Source organism: Halalkalibacter alkalisediminis (assembly GCF_028610705.1).
GTDB classification, from domain to species: domain Bacteria; phylum Bacillota; class Bacilli; order Bacillales; family Bacillaceae_D; genus Halalkalibacter; species Halalkalibacter alkalisediminis.
Genome location: NZ_JAQQWT010000006.1, coordinates 104,830 through 123,193 on the forward strand (window position 1 = coordinate 104,830; position 18,364 = coordinate 123,193).

14 protein-coding genes are annotated in these 18,364 nt (G+C 38.7%); 4 read left to right on the forward strand and 10 right to left on the reverse strand.

Translation table 11 applies throughout. From position 1 onward, the window contains the following. Positions 1 to 258: 258 nt before the first annotated feature. From PQ474_RS11275 to PQ474_RS11305, 7 genes are all read right to left on the reverse strand, one after another. On the reverse strand, positions 259 to 1,017 hold the full coding sequence (locus tag PQ474_RS11275) for a hypothetical protein (protein WP_273843135.1): 759 nt from the start codon (positions 1,015 to 1,017) through the stop codon (positions 259 to 261). A 139-nt stretch (positions 1,018 to 1,156) separates the two neighbouring features. Further along, a complete protein-coding gene (locus PQ474_RS11280; RefSeq protein ID WP_273843138.1) occupies positions 1,157 to 1,816 on the reverse strand; it encodes a potassium channel family protein in 660 nt (219 codons plus the stop codon). A 215-nt stretch (positions 1,817 to 2,031) separates the two neighbouring features. Then, positions 2,032 to 2,391, reverse strand: a complete 360-nt coding sequence (locus PQ474_RS11285; RefSeq protein ID WP_273843140.1) for a response regulator — start codon at positions 2,389 to 2,391, stop codon at positions 2,032 to 2,034. A gap of 28 nt (positions 2,392 to 2,419) precedes the next feature. Further along, a complete protein-coding gene (locus PQ474_RS11290) occupies positions 2,420 to 2,848 on the reverse strand; it encodes a chemotaxis protein CheW (RefSeq protein WP_273843587.1) in 429 nt (142 codons plus the stop codon). A 30-nt stretch (positions 2,849 to 2,878) separates the two neighbouring features. Beyond that, positions 2,879 to 4,921 carry a chemotaxis protein CheA gene (locus PQ474_RS11295; RefSeq protein ID WP_273843142.1) on the reverse strand — a complete coding sequence of 681 codons (2,043 nt, stop codon included), beginning with the start codon at positions 4,919 to 4,921 and terminating at the stop codon, positions 2,879 to 2,881. Between the two features lie 157 nt (positions 4,922 to 5,078). Continuing rightward, a complete protein-coding gene (locus PQ474_RS11300; RefSeq protein ID WP_273843144.1) occupies positions 5,079 to 6,764 on the reverse strand; it encodes a sensor domain-containing protein in 1,686 nt (561 codons plus the stop codon). Positions 6,765 to 6,858: 94 nt separating this feature from the next. Further along, positions 6,859 to 7,674, reverse strand: a complete 816-nt coding sequence (locus tag PQ474_RS11305) for an HAD family hydrolase (protein WP_273843146.1) — start codon at positions 7,672 to 7,674, stop codon at positions 6,859 to 6,861. Positions 7,675 to 7,912: 238 nt separating this feature from the next. Between PQ474_RS11305 and PQ474_RS11310 the strand changes: the two genes are divergently transcribed. The 4 genes from PQ474_RS11310 to phnE (PQ474_RS11325) all read left to right on the forward strand — a co-directional run bounded on the left by PQ474_RS11310 (position 7,913) and on the right by phnE (PQ474_RS11325) (position 11,347). Continuing rightward, complete coding sequence (locus PQ474_RS11310) at positions 7,913 to 8,845, forward strand: phosphate/phosphite/phosphonate ABC transporter substrate-binding protein (protein WP_273843149.1); 933 nt, start codon at positions 7,913 to 7,915, stop codon at positions 8,843 to 8,845. A 141-nt stretch (positions 8,846 to 8,986) separates the two neighbouring features. Next, on the forward strand, positions 8,987 to 9,763 hold the full coding sequence (phnC, locus tag PQ474_RS11315; RefSeq protein ID WP_273843151.1) for a phosphonate ABC transporter ATP-binding protein: 777 nt from the start codon (positions 8,987 to 8,989) through the stop codon (positions 9,761 to 9,763). Beyond that, entirely contained in the window at positions 9,756 to 10,547 is a 792-nt protein-coding gene (gene phnE / locus PQ474_RS11320; protein ID WP_273843153.1) for a phosphonate ABC transporter, permease protein PhnE, read from the forward strand. The genes phnC and phnE (PQ474_RS11320) overlap by 8 nt, the downstream gene beginning before the upstream one ends. Further along, positions 10,547 to 11,347 carry a phosphonate ABC transporter, permease protein PhnE gene (phnE, locus tag PQ474_RS11325; protein WP_273843156.1) on the forward strand — a complete coding sequence of 267 codons (801 nt, stop codon included), beginning with the start codon at positions 10,547 to 10,549 and terminating at the stop codon, positions 11,345 to 11,347. The genes phnE (PQ474_RS11320) and phnE (PQ474_RS11325) overlap by 1 nt, the downstream gene beginning before the upstream one ends. A gap of 227 nt (positions 11,348 to 11,574) precedes the next feature. Here the strand turns inward: phnE (PQ474_RS11325) and PQ474_RS11330 are convergent, their stop codons facing one another. Genes PQ474_RS11330 through PQ474_RS11340 form a run of 3 tightly spaced genes read right to left on the reverse strand, consistent with a single transcriptional unit; the run spans position 11,575 to position 18,301 of the window. Next, the gene (locus tag PQ474_RS11330) at positions 11,575 to 14,943 is read right to left on the reverse strand and encodes a UvrD-helicase domain-containing protein (protein ID WP_273843158.1); all 3,369 of its coding nucleotides are present in this window, start codon (positions 14,941 to 14,943) and stop codon (positions 11,575 to 11,577) included. Between the two features lie 32 nt (positions 14,944 to 14,975). Further along, positions 14,976 to 17,849, reverse strand: a complete 2,874-nt coding sequence (locus PQ474_RS11335; protein ID WP_273843160.1) for a PD-(D/E)XK nuclease family protein — start codon at positions 17,847 to 17,849, stop codon at positions 14,976 to 14,978. Next, on the reverse strand, positions 17,846 to 18,301 hold the full coding sequence (locus tag PQ474_RS11340) for a GNAT family N-acetyltransferase (protein ID WP_273843163.1): 456 nt from the start codon (positions 18,299 to 18,301) through the stop codon (positions 17,846 to 17,848). The genes PQ474_RS11335 and PQ474_RS11340 overlap by 4 nt, the downstream gene beginning before the upstream one ends. Positions 18,302 to 18,364 lie beyond the last annotated feature (63 nt).

Consider the following 18,364-nt stretch of genomic DNA (forward strand, 5'->3'; position numbering starts at 1 on the left):
TGCCCGTCCCAACGGTTCCCTTTTTTCAAGACTGTCCATGCCTGCTTTAACGAATCTTTTGCATATTCGCTCGTATACAAACCAAGATCGATATCCCTAACAAGTCAATACGACTCACCCCAACATTCCGTTCATAGGTTTCATTCACATTATCAATGATGCCCTTTTCATCAACCCAGGGTTTAATTAAACTTATCTTAGAGAATTTCACCAATATTCCTTGTTAGCTACCATCATTTTAATGATCAAAAGCACAGATTAAGTGTTTTCTGCTCTTAACTTTTCTCCTCTTTCAAAACGTTCCTCATTTGTCAGTTTCGGACACGAAAAACAATAATGTCCTTCCGCTTTAAGGTAGCTCATGCAACAAGCTGGTTTAACACGAACTAATTCAACAGGCTCCCACCAACTATCTACATAACGAAAACTCACATCAAATGGGTTACGTTTCAAACCAAATAACGTTGAATCTAATGTTCGTAATTGCTTTACATCACATTCGATCTTTTCTTTATCTTTACTTGTTTCTAACCATTGGTATAGATGGTTGTAGTAAGAATTAGCTACTAATCCCCATGTTTGCTGTAGCGACAATTTAGATGCCTTTGCCACTTCTTGAACGAGAGGAAGCAAAAAAGTAAATAAGTCTGAGAGCTTGCTTTTTACAAACGCCTCTTTCCCCCGCTCAGGTACTTCTTCTAAATGAGGTTGAAGTAAAAGAATAGCTGCGCCTTTCCCTTTTTCTTTTATGCTAACGTCATGATAGTGAATCCATTTGTTTTCAATAGAAAGTAAGTATAAGTGAGCTGATATAAAGTTACCAAACCACTTCATTGCGTTAGCGCCACCTACTCTCATGTCGTTGCAATTAAAACAATTCGTTCTACTAGTGATGAAACGATTCATTGTTTCTTCTTCCTCCAATAATTCCTTAAGCGAAATCCCTTCCATATTTATTAAATAATCAATTATTTCTATGGAAAATGTATCTAATTTTTCGTTAATGCTTCGATCCAATTCGATCTCTCCAGTCTATCTCATACGTTTTTTTATAAGTATATCAAAACATAGGAAAGCTGCCCATCAAGAGTACAAGGTAACCACAAAAATCCTAGGTCAGTATTCCTCACCTAGGATGATCAAGTATTCGTTTGGTCTACATACCCTCATCTTCAAAACGTTTCAAATCATTTTTATGACCAATTACGATTAAAATATCGCTACGTTCAATTTGATCAGTCGGTGTTGGAGCGATGTTAATGTCCTCTCCGCGTTTAATTCCAAGAATTGTACAACCGTATTTCGCTCGAATGTCTAAGTCTATCAAAGATTTGTTAGCAACTTTGTCTGTTGCAATTAATTCAACAATACTATAATCAGCTGAAAGCTCAATATAATCAACAATTTTTTCTGATGTTAAATGTTGAGCAATACGTATCCCCATATCTTGCTCAGGATGAACAATGCGGTCTGCCCCAATTTTTTCTAGCACTCGTTGATGGTAATAATTTTGTGCTTTAACCCAAACATTTTCTACACCAAACTCTTTTAACAACAGGGTGCATAAAATACTTGATTGTATATCATCACCAATAGCTACAATGACATAATCAAAATTTCTAATACCCAAAGATTGCAATGCTTTCTCATCCGTACCGTTAGCAATTGCACTATGGGTGGAATGGCGAGTCATTTCATTCACTTTCTCTTCCTTAGAATCAATTGCTAACACTTGGTGTCCAAGTTTATATAATTCTTTGCAAACACTGCTACCAAAGCGTCCAAGCCCAATGACAGCAAACTGCTTTTTCACCATTTTTTCTACTCCCCTTCAAATCAACACATGAAAAACCCTTAACTGATCTCACCGCCACTATTATAGCACTTGATGTTAATGTCCACTACACCATGTAGAATATGTGTTTTTTTGTTCAATTTCTTCTATATTTAACTAACGCAACCTTTTACATAAAACCAAGAAAGCAAAAGATCCCTCAAAACACCAATTAACGGTATCATGAGGGATCTTTGTTATCCTAATACTTTTTTAATTGCTTCAAGTACCCGGTCTGCTTGGAATGGTTTCACAATAAAATCTTTTGCGCCCGACTGGATTGCATCAATAACCATCGATTGTTGTCCCATTGCTGAACACATAATGACTTTTGCTCCACTATTTACTTGCTTAATTTCTTTTAATGCTTGAATCCCATCCATCTCAGGCATTGTAATATCCATCGTTACAAGATCAGGATTTAATTCCTTAAATTTTTGTACTGCTTCAGCTCCATTTGCGGCTTCACCAGCAATTTCAAATCCATTTTTAGTTAAAATATCTTTAATCATCATTCGCATAAATGCTGCATCGTCAACAATTAGTACTGACGCCATTAGGATCACCTCATAACAATAGTATATATTAACCTTCTAGTATAACCTTTTCTAAATTAAGTAAAGTGAATAAACGTTTATCCAATTTTACCACACCACGTAAGTAATCTGCTTCAACTCCACCAATTACTTCAGGAGGAGGCTCGATTTTCTCAACGGGAATATCAATAACATCATTAGCTCCATCGACGATAACACCAATTTCTAGCTGATCTTTAGAAATAACGAGAATACGCGTTGCCTCATCAATTTCCTTTTCCTCGATCCCAAATCTCTTTCTTAGGTTAATAATAGGTGTAATCACCCCACGTAAATTCATTACACCTGTTACAAAAGGATAGGTACGAGGAATTCTTGTGACATGCTGCATTCTTTCAATTGATTGAATATAATCAACTTCAATTGCGTATTCTTCGTCTTTTAATTGAAAAACAATGACTTTCAACTCTTGTTTCATAGTCGACAATGTAACCGACCTCCTCTTGAATTACTTAATTAATGCATTCGTATCAACGATTAGAGCTACCTGTCCATTACCAAGAATCGTTGCACCCGAAATAGCAAAGACTTCTTTTAAGTAATTCCCAAGCGACTTAAGGACAATATCATGTTGTCCAATTAAGGAATCAACAACTAGACCAGCTACTTTATCCCCCTTATGAACAATCACAAGTGAGTAGAATTCTTCCTCACTCTGCTCTTTAGGAACCTCAAAAATATCATTTAAAAAGACAAGAGGGACCACTTTTCCTCTAAAGTCAATGACCTTTTGATTATGTGCGCTAAAGACATCCGTTTTATTGACAATTGCTGTTTCGACAATTGAGGATAACGGAATAGCAAACTTCTCATTTTGAAGTTCAACAAGCATGACATCAATGATTGACAGCGTCAATGGTAGCTGGATAGAAAAAGTAGATCCTTTTCCAAGAATAGAGTTAACCGTAACGACTCCACCGAGTGACTCAAACGTATTTCTAACAACATCAAGGCCAACTCCACGACCTGATACATCAGTTATCTTATCCGCCGTACTAAAACCAGAAGAGAACAATAAGGCAAATACTTGTTGATCCGTCATCTTCTGAGCTTCTTCTTCTGTAACCACTCCGTTTGTCAAAGCCTTTTTCAACACTTTCTCACGATCAATTCCCGCACCATCATCTTCTATCTCAATAAATACATTGTTTCCACTATGATAAGCCTTAAGGATAACAGTTCCTTCTTCTGGCTTTCCAGCAGCTACACGCTTATCAGGAGTTTCAATTCCATGGTCAATCGAATTACGTAGCAAGTGAACGAGCGGGTCTCCAATTTCATCAATAATCGTTCGATCAAGCTCTGTTTCAGCCCCAACAATTTGCAAATTCACTTTTTTATTTAAATCTTTAGACAAACTTCTTACCATTCTTGGGAAGCGATTAAATACCTGTTCAACTGGCATCATTCTCATATTTAAAATAATTTCCTGTAAATCTCCTGAAATACGTGACATACGTTCAACCGTTTCATTTAATTCATTGTTGCGCAACTCACTAGCAATTTGTTCTAAACGTCCACGGTCAATCACGAGCTCTTCAAAGAGATTCATCAGTACATCCAATCGCTCTATGTTCACACGAATGGTTTTGTTCATCTCTGCCTTTTGTTTAGCTGGCTTTTCTTCCTTTTTTTCTGCTTGTACTAATTCTTTTTTCTCTGCTTTTATCGGTTCTTCAACTATTGGAATAACTTCTTCCTCTTCCACGAGTGTTGAAAGCATTTTAGCATCAATGGACTGAACCACTACATTAGTAATCTCAGAAACTTTTAAAATTCTCTGCTTGATTTCTTCTCCTTCTACTTTAGAAAGGACAGTCACAAGAAAGTCTTGATCAAATTTCTCTTCTTCTAAGTGCTCAGCAGAAGGGGTTGATTTAATAACCTCGCCTACTTGTTCTAACACATCGAATACCATAAACACACGAGCTGCTTTTAACATAGCTCGTTCATCAAGAGATACTTTTATTTGGTAAGCTCCATATCCTTGTTCAAACGACTGCTCAAGTACGGTCCGCTCGAATTCATCATATGTTTCTTCTAATTTCTCACTTGGCTGAACAGGCTGAACCATTTTTTCTAGTTCTTCTTTCGTAACGGCCTTAGGAGTCTCGCCTTTCTCAATTAATTCTAATTGTGAAACGACATGAGAAACATCTCGCTTCCCTTCGCCACCCATTGCTATATCTGTTACCATCGCTTCTAAATCATCAACAGCTAAAAAGACAACATCTAGTACCGCTGAAGTCGCTTCGAGTTTAGAATTCCGGATCAAATCTAAGACATTTTCCATATTATGAGTTAAATGAGCAAGGTCTTCAAAACCCATTGTCGCTGCCATCCCTTTTAGGGTATGAGCAGACCGAAACACTTCTCCGACAATTGATAAATCGTCAGGTGCTTGTTCTAATTTTAATAGATTGTCGTTAATAGATTGAAGATGTTCTTGACTTTCATCAAGAAAAACATCTAAATACTCTGCGTTTATCAAGATCTCATTCACCTCGCGCACTCATATTTTGTCATAATTTTACTTGATTAGAGCTATTACGACATTTAGAGCTTTTTTTTCATAATAGCACATTTTTCTAGAACATATGTCGATCAATTAGTAAATTTGAAATAGTTTCTTTGTCCTGGTTATCTCGTTATAAATGAAGGGTATCAGTAAGAAAAACCTTATACTCTTTAAGAGCTAATGGTCTTGAATAATAATATCCTTGAACCTTATTACAACGATGTTCTTTCAAAAATAGAAGTTGTTCTTCTGTCTCCACACCTTCAGCGATTACAGTGATATTTAAATAATGAGCAAGATTAATAATCATCGAGATGATTCCTTCACTTTGCCTTTCCTTTCCTATATTACGTACAAACGTTTGATCAATTTTCAATTCTTGGATCGAGAGTTGACTTACATATTGGAGAGAACTGTACCCAGTCCCAAAGTCATCTAAGCTAATATGAACACCTAGTGATAAAAGACGTTGTAACACCCCTTTTGTCCGGTCAATATCGATTGTCACACTCTCTGTCACTTCTAATTCTAGTAAATGGGGAGGTAATTTGGACTCTTGTAAGGCGTTCTTAACCGTTTCTACAATATTTTTTTGCAAAAACTGCTTTAGTGAAAGATTTACAGACATCGGTACCTCAGGAAAACCTTGCTCAATTAACCTCTTTTTTTGTAAGCAAGATTCTTTCAACACCCATTCACCTATTGCAACAATCAATCCCGATTCTTCCGCAATTGAGAGAAATTTACTTGGACTAATGAGACCTTCAACCGGATGATCCCATCTAACCAACACTTCCTCACCACAATATTGATTTGTCGAAAGATCAAATTGTGGTTGAAAGAAAAGAGAAAATTCGCCTCTTTCTAACGCTCGACGAAGATCGTTCTCAACATGAAATTTCTCATGTAGTTGATATCTCATTTCCCTTTTGTACAGTTCACAAGCATCACTTCCATTTGCTTTAGCCCGATACATTGCTGCATCTGCTGATTTCATTAATGATTCCGTATCTGTTCCACTATCTGGATAGATAGAGATGCCTATGCTAGCTGTTAATGTGAATTCATACCCCTCAATCACTAAAGGGTCTCGAATTTCTTCTAACAACTGCTTAGCTGTGTTGGTTGCTTGTTCCACAGAGCTGAGGTGCGGAATGAGAATGACGAATTCATCGCCACCAACTCTTGCTAATAAATCTAATTCGTCTAAAACGTTTTGTAGCCTAGATGCTATTTTGATCAGAGCTTGGTCACCCAACAAATGCCCTAACGCATCATTGACCAGTTTAAATCGATCAAGGTCTATAAAAAGGACTGCAAGTTTTTCTTTGTGATCGAATGCATAAGTCAGTGAAGACGATAGTTTTTCCATTAAACACCTTCGGTTAGGTAAACCGGTAAGGTCGTCCTCCATCGCCATTTTGCTTATTTTAAGTTCATCTGTCATGTTTTCGACTATTGCCATAACACTCTCAACCACATTGTCTATTTCAATGGGAACCAGGAATAATTTTATCGTTAGCTCATTTAAAGATGGATGGGACATGTCCATTTCAATGGTAGACGCAATCCCCTTTAATGCTTTTTCATAGCATTTATCCATAGTTTGTGCGTCATTCTGATGAACGAGATCACCTAGTTTCATCATGAGGAGATCCTCTTCCTTATACCCAGTCACTAAAGTAGCTAATGGATTAACCTTTTTTATTTCCGCTGCTGAATTTAAGATAAAAATAGCATTCGAACTGTGAAAGAAGAGCGATTCGTATTGTTGCTCACTCTTCTTGAGTTTTCTTACTATATCAAAGTCGCCCATCACTCACATCACCTTCTAGGTCCAATGAATCCAACCTCTCTCCTATATTATATCGTAATAAAAATGTAAATCTTAATAGCGATCGGAAAGACTTTTATTTAAAACATGTTGTTACGGACGGAACCACTGTTAATGACTGATGATTCATGTTAAATCCGTGTGAGTTTATGTATATTCCTTTCATTCCAAGAAGTAAGGCCGGAGCGATTTCATTAATGAAATTATCTCCAACAGAAACGACCTGGTTTGGCTCCAATTGATACTGTCTAAGAAGCTCAGTAAATAATGGTGTCGTTTGAGAAGGTTTTTGTGCAGATGTCACCACATGATCAAATACACCATCTAGTTGAAGTTCTTTTAGCAGACGAGTAACATCTTCTCGATCACTATTGGTCATTAAAACAAGTTGGGTTTGTTGACGTAACTCTTCTAATCCCTCTTTCAACTTAGGTAGTCGCTCAAGCGAAAATTGATCGGTAACCATATATTCCTTAGTTGCTAAGTAACTAGGATAACAATCTTTCACTCCGAAATGTTTGGCTGCTACAAATGGTAGCCACCAACCATCACCAATAGCAATCATATCTTTAAAGTTAAACGCTAAAGTAGCATTGTAAAATTCGCTGCGTTGATCTTCTCTTAATTCATTGCCCTCCCACGTATGTGCACTTGACACTAATAACGTCATAGGATCAATAGTTAAAACTAAGTCACGTTCTACATCATACACTTTACCAATTGATACGATGTGTTTTCCTTGTTTCATGAGTTCGTACTCGTTCATAAATTCATCCTTCTTCGAATCTATCACTTTATCTTTTAGTTGCTCTGCATAATAATCAAAGTGATCCGTGCCCTCATATAAGGTTCCATCTAAGTCAAAAATAACAAGTTTATAAGAAGCTAACAATGATAATTCTCCTTTCACTATGAAGACAATATTTTATATTCTAGCATAACCTGTTTCTTCCATAAAAAAATAAATTAGGAGGAAAATGTAACAAATGTATTGTAATTGTAAACTTCGATAGTGTATTTTTAATATTATGTAAAGGATGTACGAGTTCACTAGATTTATCCAAAATCTTCGTGCATACTCACATTTGTATCATAAAAAATACATAAGAAGAAAAGAGGGTTTTAAAGAAATGAATAAACTTTTACCAATGCTTTTCGTTCTTGCACTTACATTTGCTCTAGTAGCATGTGGTGCAGCTGATGAGCCAGCTGGGACTGGAGCAGACACAGAAGCTCCAGAAACAACAGCTGAACTTCCATCTGAAATTATTATGGGGTTTGTCCCATCGCAAGATTCTGATAAAATTGCTGACACAGTAGAGCCTCTTGCAGACCGTCTTTCTGAAGAATTAGGAGTTCCTGTTAGAGGGCAAGTTATGACAAACTACACAGCACTAGTTGAAGCAATGGGGAATGATCAAGTTCACATTGGTTTCATTCCTGCCTTTGGTTATGTTTTAGCCACACAACGTTATGACAATGTTGAAGCTGTTCTTAAATCTATTCGTCACGGTAGTTCAACTTACAAAGCACAATATACAGTTCGTGCTGATTCAGATATCCAATCTTTAGAAGATTTAGAAGGTAAGATCTGGGCTTTCCCTGACCTTGCTTCAACAAGTGGCTACTTATTCCCAGCTGCACAATTAATGGATGATCATGGTGTTGAAAATGTTGAAGATTATTTCTCTGACATGATTCAAGCTGGATCACATGATAACGCACTTGTTATGGTTCTTGAAGGTGATGCAGACGTTGCAACCACTTTTGATGATGCACGTACAGCCATTCAAGGAGATTACCCAGAAGCTATGGAAGACCTTCGTGTATTAGATTACACGGCTGAGATTCCTAATGATACAATCTCTGTTAATACAAACCTGCCTGCAGACTTTATCGAGCGTTTACGTGAGGTATTCCTTTCTTTCAACGAAGATGAAGAAATGATTACAATTATGGACGAAGTATACAACTGGACTGGAATCGATACAGCAGCAGACAGTGACTATGACGTTGTTAGAAGTACGGCTGAGAAATTCTCTGATCAAGTTTCTTTAGACTAATATGTAAAGTAAATCGCTCCTTACTAAAGCGGTTGAAAACGAGCTGGGGAGAAGACATCTTCTCCCCTCCTCTTTTGCCCTTACAAATTTCGGAGGGCGAAAGAGGAGAAATTTAACTACATAGAGAAATGAGGAAATACAATGATAGAGTTCAAAGATGTGTCACTTGTTTATCCGAATGGTACTCAGGGCCTAAAAAACGTAAATCTTAAAATTAATCAAGGAGAGTTTGTTGTAATTGTAGGGCTATCTGGAGCTGGTAAATCAACATTAATACGTAGTATGAATCGCCTTGTTACTCCAACAGAAGGCGAATTATTAATTGACGATCAAAATATTTTAGCGTACAACCAACGAAAACTTCGTAAGCTTCGTACAGAAGTCGGAATGATTTTTCAAAATTACAACCTTGTTAAACGTTCAACTGTAATGAAAAATGTTATTTCTGGACGCCTCGGTCATAGTGGTACATTAAAAAGTGTCTTTAACCTTTTTCCAAAAGAGGATGTTTCCCTTGCCTACCGTAGTTTAGAACGTGTAAATATTGCTGACAAAGTGTATGCGAGAGCCGACCAACTTAGCGGAGGGCAGCAACAACGTGTTGCGATTGCTCGTGTGTTAACTCAGCAACCTAAAGTTATTTTAGCGGATGAGCCTGTTGCCAGTCTCGATCCTCCAACTTCTCACCAAGTCATGACGTACTTAAAAAAGGTAAATAAAGAAGATAACATCACAACGATTGTTAACCTTCACTTTATTGATATGGCTATGGAATATGCTGATCGTATTATTGGAATGCGAGCAGGGGAAGTAGTCTTTGATGGACCAGCTAGTGCTGTCTCTGAGAAAACATTTGAAGAGATTTACGGTCGAAAAATTCGAGAGGATGACCTTGTAGGGGGGCAGGACGATGAGTAATCCAGAAGTAAAAGGCATCGTCTCGTCTAAAGCCAAACTCCGGACTACGATTATCTTCGTAGCCATTGTTGGAACTTACATATATACCTCATGGGCTACACAATCATCTATTATGGATATTATTCGGGGGTGGGGCGGCTTCCACCGAATTGCTACGGACTTATTTCCCCCAAACTGGAGTTACGCGAGTCAAGTTTGGGATAAGTTAGCTGAAACGATTCATATGGCCATCATTGCAACCACCATTGCAGCCATCGTTAGTGTACCGATCTTTCTTTTATCGGCTGCAAATCTTTTTCCAAGTCCATGGATTCATCAACCTGTACGCTTTATTATGAACGTACTTCGTACCATTCCTGATATTCTTCTGGCTGTTATTTTTGTTGGAATTTTTGGGGTTGGGGTATTCCCTGGGATTATGGCACTATTTATCTTCTCACTCGGCCTTTTAGCAAAGCTTATGTATGAAACCATTGAATCGATTGATATGAACCCATTAGATGCCATTCGCGCTTCAGGAGGTAACACCATTCAAGTCATTTGGTATGCGGTATTACCACAAGTATTGCCGCAGTTTGTTTCATTTGGGCTTTATGTGTTTGAAGTCAATGTTCGGGCTTCTTTAGTGCTAGGTTTTGTCGGTGCTGGTGGAATCGGGCTCTTACTCCAACAGCAAGTTAGCTTTTTTAACTATCCGCGTGTTATGACGATCATTGTCATCATCTTCGTTGCTGTTGTCATCATTGATTACATTAGCAATAAGATAAGGGAGAGAATTGTATAATGGAATTAGTAATGCCTCCAAAAAAGAAACGCTCTGTTGCTAAAATCATTAGAAATGTCGTTATTGCGATCGCTATTATCGCTCTTTATGTTTGGACATTTACAACGATCGAAATTCGCTGGTCAAGAGTATTTAGTGAGCGAACCATTGATAACTTCGGACGAGTCATTCCTCAACTATTCTCACCTGATTGGGGTGCTTTCCAGAAAATCATGGGGCTCATGTGGGAAACATTGCAAATGGCATACACAGGAACATTACTAGCTGCCATATTAGCCATTCCTTTTGGTTTCTTCGCTGCAAGTAATATGGTAAAAAGTAAAACATTAAACACTGTCTCAAAATGGGCCCTTGATGCTATCCGCGCCTTCCCAGAACTAGTACTTGCACTTATGTTCGTAGCCGCAATCGGCCCGAGACCTTTTGCTGGGGTTCTAGCCATAGCAATTGGATCCATTGGGATGCTTGGTAAATTGTATTGTGAAGTTATTGAATCCATTGATATGCACGTAGTTGAAGCGCTTGAGGCCAATGGAGCCAATAAATTACAAGTATTGATATATGGAATTATTCCACAAATCATACCTGAATTTTTATCCTACGCCATTTATCGTTTCGAAATCGATGTGCGTGCATCAACCATTCTAGGGATCATTGGTGCCGGGGGTATCGGTACATTAATCACCATCGCCACAGCGAATCGCAACTGGGATGAAGTCGGGATGATTCTTTTTGTCATCATTGTTGTTGTAACGATCATTGATTTCTTAAGTGCCCAAATTCGTAAAAGAATTGTCTAATAGAGTCTGTTCAAAAAGGGTGGTTTTTCCCTTTTTGAACAGACTCTAAGCAATGAGCGGAACCGCTACAAGGTTTTGAGCCTCTAGGAGTGGGGTTCTCCTAGAGGCGTGTAGCGTGTGGAGCCATTGCCATCTTTTTAAACACGCTCTAATAGTAAGGCTAAGCTTCCTTCCATTAATAAAGTCAAAAAAGCGAACAGGTAACTCTGTTCGCTTTTTTGATGTGATCAAATTAGTTCATGATAAGCTTCTTTTTTTGCTTGTTTTTCCCTCAAAGTACAGATGGTTCGAATCGCTTCTCGAACGGCTGTTTCTTCTTCCTGATTGTATTCTAATGTATGAAGAGGTTGTTCTTGATCCCGAAATACAAATAACGATAAACGATTTACGCTTTCTTTTGTTTCCTGTTCGAAAGCCATCTTGTATAAATACAATTGAGATCGATACGTGTCCATTAATTCAGCACCCGAACGATGAATTCGGTTTGTTTTGAAATCAATGATCTGTCTTTGTCCATTCTTTTCAACCACTTTATCGATCTCTCCGACAATAACCGCTCCTTCAATCTTTGTTGTAAAAGCCCATTCATTAGCAATCTTTTTACCTAATGCTTGTTTGATTTCGTCGGTATAACTTGCCATAAGCATATTTATTTCTTGTTGATAGGAAGGTACATCTACTAAATCTAGCTCTTCTTCTCGAATCGCCTCTTCCATAGCGGCTTGATTCGTTAGACCATTATCGCGGAGTTCACACGCTCGGTGGACAAGTGTCCCTAGCTTGGAAGGGTCAATTGACCACTCCACTTCTTGCGTCCTTGTCAGATTAGATGGCGTTGTTTCTGGAATCCCTATGACAAAACGATTAAAATAAGCAATTGGATCTTTCATAAATAGCATGATTTCTGAAACGGATAACGTTAATGGAACTTCCTTTTTCACTATTTCGGTGGGAATCTTATAAACAGATGATTCAAGTGTAAGCCGTTCCTGTTCTTCACTTGCTGCTGTTTCTTCTACTTTATCAGCTAATCTAGTATGCTCTAGTGCATTTTCTGTTAACGCTAACCATGTGTGAGCCGTAGTAGATTCTTCACCAATCATGTATAGGTAGTCACGTGCTCTTGTCATCGCAACATAGTATAAGCGTTTCGCTTCTTCCTTAGACTCTGCGTTTGCCCGGTCTTTCACGATCGCAAACCCAGGTGTTTGATGAACAATGGCATCACCATCTAAGTCACTTGCTTCTTCCTCCAAATTTAAGACTAGTCCAAACTCAGGATGGAACCGAATAATGCCTTTATCGCCTCTTATTTGGCGATCTAATTGAGGCAAGCAAACGATCGGAAATTCTAGACCTTTTGACGCATGCACCGTCATGATCTGAATCACATCTCCATCCACTCGCTCTACTTCAGATTCTCCTTCTTTCTCACTTAGAACAATACGTTCCTCTAAATCCGTTAAAATGCTTTCCAAATCGGTTTTGTGGCTATCAACGATCGTTTGAATAAGCTTCTCAACATTTTTTACTTTTTGTAGTCCATTCACTTGTAACAACAGAGACGTTCTTAAACCTGTTTCTTTAAAAAGTGCCTCTAACGTTAGTTCCAAAGATTCCTGAATTCGAAACGGTGTCCACCCCTCTAGCCATGTACGAACCATACGGCAGACATCTTGGATAGAGGCGGGAAGCTTGCTGAATGCTCGATGCGCTTCATTATAGACGAGTTGGTAAAGCGACTCGGTTTCGTCTAATGAAGATTTCAAGGTCAGAAAGTCATCAATAGCTAGTCCACATACAGGACTTCTTAGAACCGCTAGTAAATACAACTCTTCAAAAGGACGATTTAACCATCTTAATAAGGTAAGAAAATCTATGATTTCTTGGCGATTATAAAACCCTACCCCTCCACTAACTACATAAGGAATTCCTTTGTTAATTAATGAGCGTTCAAGAGTCAACAGCTGAGAGCGCGCAGGAATCAAAATGGCGATATCATGAAAGCTTGGTTTGACCCACATTTCATTTTTGAGCACATGTGGTTTACCGGTTTGAATCATCTCGACAATTCGGTTCGCTAGGACGTCATAAGGGCTTTCCTCATTCTCCTCATCTTTTTCAAGAATCGTAAGTTCTACCCTTTTTTCCTCCTCTTCTTCTCCCGGTCGAAAAGCTTCAAGTGGAGCATAAACCGTTTCATATGATTTCGAACGTTGAGACACCATCGCATGAGAAAACAGGTCATTTACGGCATGGATCACAGGAGCTGTTGTTCGGTAATTTTGATTCATTAAAATAACTTGAGCATCACTTCTACTCATTGCAAGCTCTTCACGTTCATTCATTAAACTGACATTTGCCCCGCGAAAACGGTAAATCGACTGTTTTTGATCTCCAACTATAAACTGAAAAGCGGGTTCAATTCGATTTAACATCTCAAGTTGTAAGCGGTTCGTGTCTTGGAACTCATCAACCATCATATGTCGATATTGTTTCTGACAAGCCTTTTTAATAAAAGGGTGTTGTAATAGCGCAACCGCTTTTTGCTGTAAGTCGGAAAAGTCGAGGGCACCAGCTCTCTTCTTTTCATTTACATACCTAGTTGCGAATTCTTTAAGGATTAGCACGATGCGTTCGAGATGCTTTTTCGCCTCTTCATCAATAGAGACCTCTCCCCCGATTTCCTTCCATTGTTTTTTAAACGGCTTCCAATAATTCTCGAAGAGTTCATACAAAGCAGGTGCTTTCTCATTCCAACGCTTATCCGATTTAAAAGGCATGATTTCCTCTAGACTGTACACATAGTAACTAGGATCTTCAGGTATCGATAATGTTTGAAAAGCAGTTGTAATGCGTTCAACATGTTTTTGTTGTGCTTTTGTTAATTCGTCTAAAGGAGGGAAATGTTGAACACAGCGGCATGCCTGTTCATGAAACTCTCTGACGGCTTCCATTTGCACATTCTTTTTTTCAACGAGCTGCTTCTCAAGCATTTCCTCCACCTGCAAGCTATCGATTGAATGTTCTCCAACGACAAACTCCCTAATATCGTCATGCACTTTTTCAATTGATTCAAATAATTGATTTTTACTCATTATATGTAGAAGTGGCAGAGCGAGCTCATGGAAGTCACGTTCTTCCAAGAGCTTTGTCATGATCGCTCGTTTGCGTCTTCTTGCTTCTACATCATCAATCACTCTGCTGTTTGGAACTAAATCGGCCGTCATCGCATATTGAGAAAGCAGTCGCTGACAAAAGCTGTGAAACGTTGAAATTTGCGCACGCTCAATCGCTTCTTTTTGTTCAAACCAAAAGAGGCGTTCTTTTTCCCCGAGCGCTTCTCTTTCTTTTTCTGCTAGTCTTTTTCGGATCCGATCTTTCATTTCCCGCGCTGCTTTTTCGGTGAACGTAATCGCTACGATTTCATCGACGGTTGCCCCTACAGGGTGACCTGGATTTTGCAGATGAAGTTCACATAAATGAATAAAGCGTTCTGTTAATACACGTGTTTTTCCTGAACCAGCACCTGCTGAAACTAGAATGAGCGCCTTTTCACTTGTAATCGCTTCAAGCTGTGCATCATTAAATTGCATGTACCTGCTCCTCTCTATCACTCATTTTTCTTTTATCCATTTGCGTTCTCTCTCTTTTCATCTGTTACACGGCAAACCGCACGATACGCGCAAAAATTTGAGCACTCTATTGGTTCAACAGGAAAGTTGGTCTTCATACCATTCCACAGTTGCTCAATTCGATCTCTTAATTCATGATTCACTAAAAATTGCTCAGTCCCAAGTTCATCTTCACGATTTCTACAATGAGAGGAAACTTGATAACGAGATGACTTTCCAACATGCTCCGAACGCCAAATTCCATTTCCAGCTCTTTTACTTGGTTCTTTTAGCGAAATGTAGGTAGCGCCATCTGCTTTGATCGATCCTTCTTCCATACGCTCTAGCTCATCTCGAATCGCAAACGCATAGAGTGGCAATTGTAATTTTAATCCGGTTTTAATCTCGTCCACTTTGACACTGGCCTGCCCTGACTTATAATCATACACAACAATCGCGTCATCGAGTCGATCTACACGGTCAGCTTTTCCAGTTAAAATAAGCGTCTTCTCATCTGATAGCTTTAATTCAAATCGAATCGGTTTTTCAAGCGCTAAAATATGCATCGTTGAAAGGTTTGCATTATCCCAGAAATGCTTACGTTCAGCTTGCCACCAACGGCGAAGACGTTTCTGCCATTCATTTTTCGTCAATTGTAAGTCAAACCGTGAAATCTCAGGGCTTTGTCTTTCAATTTGTTCCCATTTCTCTTCAAACAGTTCTTCTAGTCGCTTCGGCAAAAGCTCTAAACTTCCACGTAGTTCTGAAAAGCTTTTCCCAACTACCTCCATCTCCATATAAAGTTCTTCGATAATTGCGTGCATCATTTGTCCGATATCTAGAGGCGATACTCTTTCCTGCATCGCTTCAGGTTCAGCTACTTGTAACACTCGTTCCATCCCATAGCGAAATGGACAACGCGCATAGCTTTCAAGTGCGGTAACTGAAATGACTGGCTCTAGTGGTTTATTCTCAAAGAAGGTAACAGGCTCATCGGCTTGCTCTAGTCGTTCAAGCCTTTTCGAGACACGTTCTACTAACGCTGGTACATCTTCCACCTGACAGCCCTTTCCTACATGATAGGCGATCTTTTCTAGTTCATCTTCAGCTGTAAAAGAATGACTAGACTCCATTCTACTTTCCCAAGACCATTCTCTCTTTGATACTTCTATCTCTAACAAAGGGGACGGGAGTAGTGGATGATTCACATCAATTCCTCTTACATACGTAAACGTGACGTCACGTGCAATATAAGATAATTGCTCAAGTTGTGCTTGCTGCTTCATTTTAAAATGTTCTTGTGTAGGTGGACTGAATCTAACTAACTCTGTTAACAGATCTCTTTCCTGCACATACCCACTTAAATGATGAGGAGCAGGGAATACGCCTTCATTCATCCCCACTACATATAATTTGTCGCCCTTAAAAAGACTAACATCACGCCAAGTGTGGATGGACACCCCTTGTTTAGATGCACGTTGTTCAAACAATTGGAGTTGTTCTCCTATTTCTTGAACCCATTCGATGAATAATTCATGTGTCATCATTAAACGGTCTAACCCTTTATCCGTTAATAACTGTTCGTACTTCTTCAACTGAGCATCGATCAGGTTTAATGCTTTGTACTCAGCTGCTACCTCTTTTAATTTTTGAACATCTTCCTCTTCGTCAAACCATTTTTCCCAAATGGATTGAAAGGGTAGTGCTTGGATCATGTCCCTTACATTTTTAATAAAATGAACAAATGTTTCATTTTGCTTCCATTTGAGCTGGTTCATTTTATTAAAGAGCTCACCAAGCTCCTTTTGTTCCCATTCCCCCGTGGAGAGAAATTTTTGTTTTTGCTTAGCATAATCAAGACCATTCACTTGATAGAGTCTTAAAATGAGCTCAACAAATGGTAACTGTTCCCATTTGCTCTTAGGTGCACCATTATTGTTAAGAATCGCGAGTATAAAAGCATGAATGGATGTCGTTGATACTTTCCTTTTTTTCGGTTTATTAAGAGGGACAGCGTAACCTTTTGAATAACGCTCTAATGGTTCCATGCCACTACGTTCATCTACGACAAGAATACCTACTTTGTCATAAGGATCTGGACTCAAACAGATTTCTTCTAAAACCCCTCTCCACTGCTCTTCGTTCGTTGAAGCAGCCACAAGCTCTTTTGAAGTCATCACGATGTCTTCTTCCTTTAAACCTCGTTCGTCATCAAAACCTATTGCAACTAGCTCCTTAACAGTCTGGTCCACAATAGAGAAGTCTGTATGATTGGGAAGATAGATTTCTACAGTAATTCCAGCTTTTTTTAATGCTTCTATAAAGAGAGCCTGAAGCGGGCTAAAATCCAAATAACCATCTATCGAAACGGACATCTGAACCTGCTCTGGCTTCTCTTTTATTATTTCGATCGCACGTAATAAAATATTTTCTGGATCAAGCAACCCTCTTTTGTGCACGACTTGTGATTCATAGCTCTGAAAAAGACCTTGTAAAGGTTTGAGGGCAACTGGAATCTGTTCTACTTCTAGTCCAAGACGCTTGAGTTGTCCATATGTGTCTGCATAAGCCCTTGCTTTTCCTGAAACGACTAGATCTCCGTGAAAAACTTCTTCTTCTTTTATAAATTGTAGAAAAAATAACGTTCGCTCTTCCTCTGTTAATGGAATATAGGAAACGTTCGCTTGCTTTAAAATAAAACTGGCCATGTCATCAAACGTTGTAATGAGAAGTCCTGGCTGCTTTCTTCTGGCTTCTTGTAGCCACATGAGAGAGGGCAGTACATAGAAAGCTGTTTTCTTATCTTCTTTTTGGATCGAATACGCTCTACTTAGTCGTTCTTTACTTGCCACATCCTTCACATGAATTCCGTACAAAGTATGACTCATTTTAAGCTCCCTTCCCTCCGCATATCAAGATGGTTAATTCCATCTAATAAATAAACTTCCGTAACTGGTTTGAAACCGAAAGACTGATAAAAATCATCTAAGTATTCCTGCGCATGAATAAGGATAAAGTGGTCCTTAAATTCGTTTTCGATATACGTAATTGACTCCTCCAGTAACGCTTGTCCATAACCCTTTTTACGACCTGTCTCTCTCACAATCACTCGCCCAATCGAAGCTTCTTCTGAAACCAATCCGCTTTTAAATAACCGACTATATGCCTGAAGCTTTCCATCAACGTATCCAAGGAGATGATGAGCGACCTGATCCTTTCCATCTAATTCTTGATACGAACAGTCTTGTTCGACCACAAATACTTCTATACGTAACTGCACGATTTCATACAATTCTTCAATTGATAGTTGTTTAAATGTTTTCACTTTCCAACTAAGCACCTTGTAAGCCTCCCCATAAACCTAATAGATCTAGTTTACCATTTTCACACGAAAGCGAAAAAG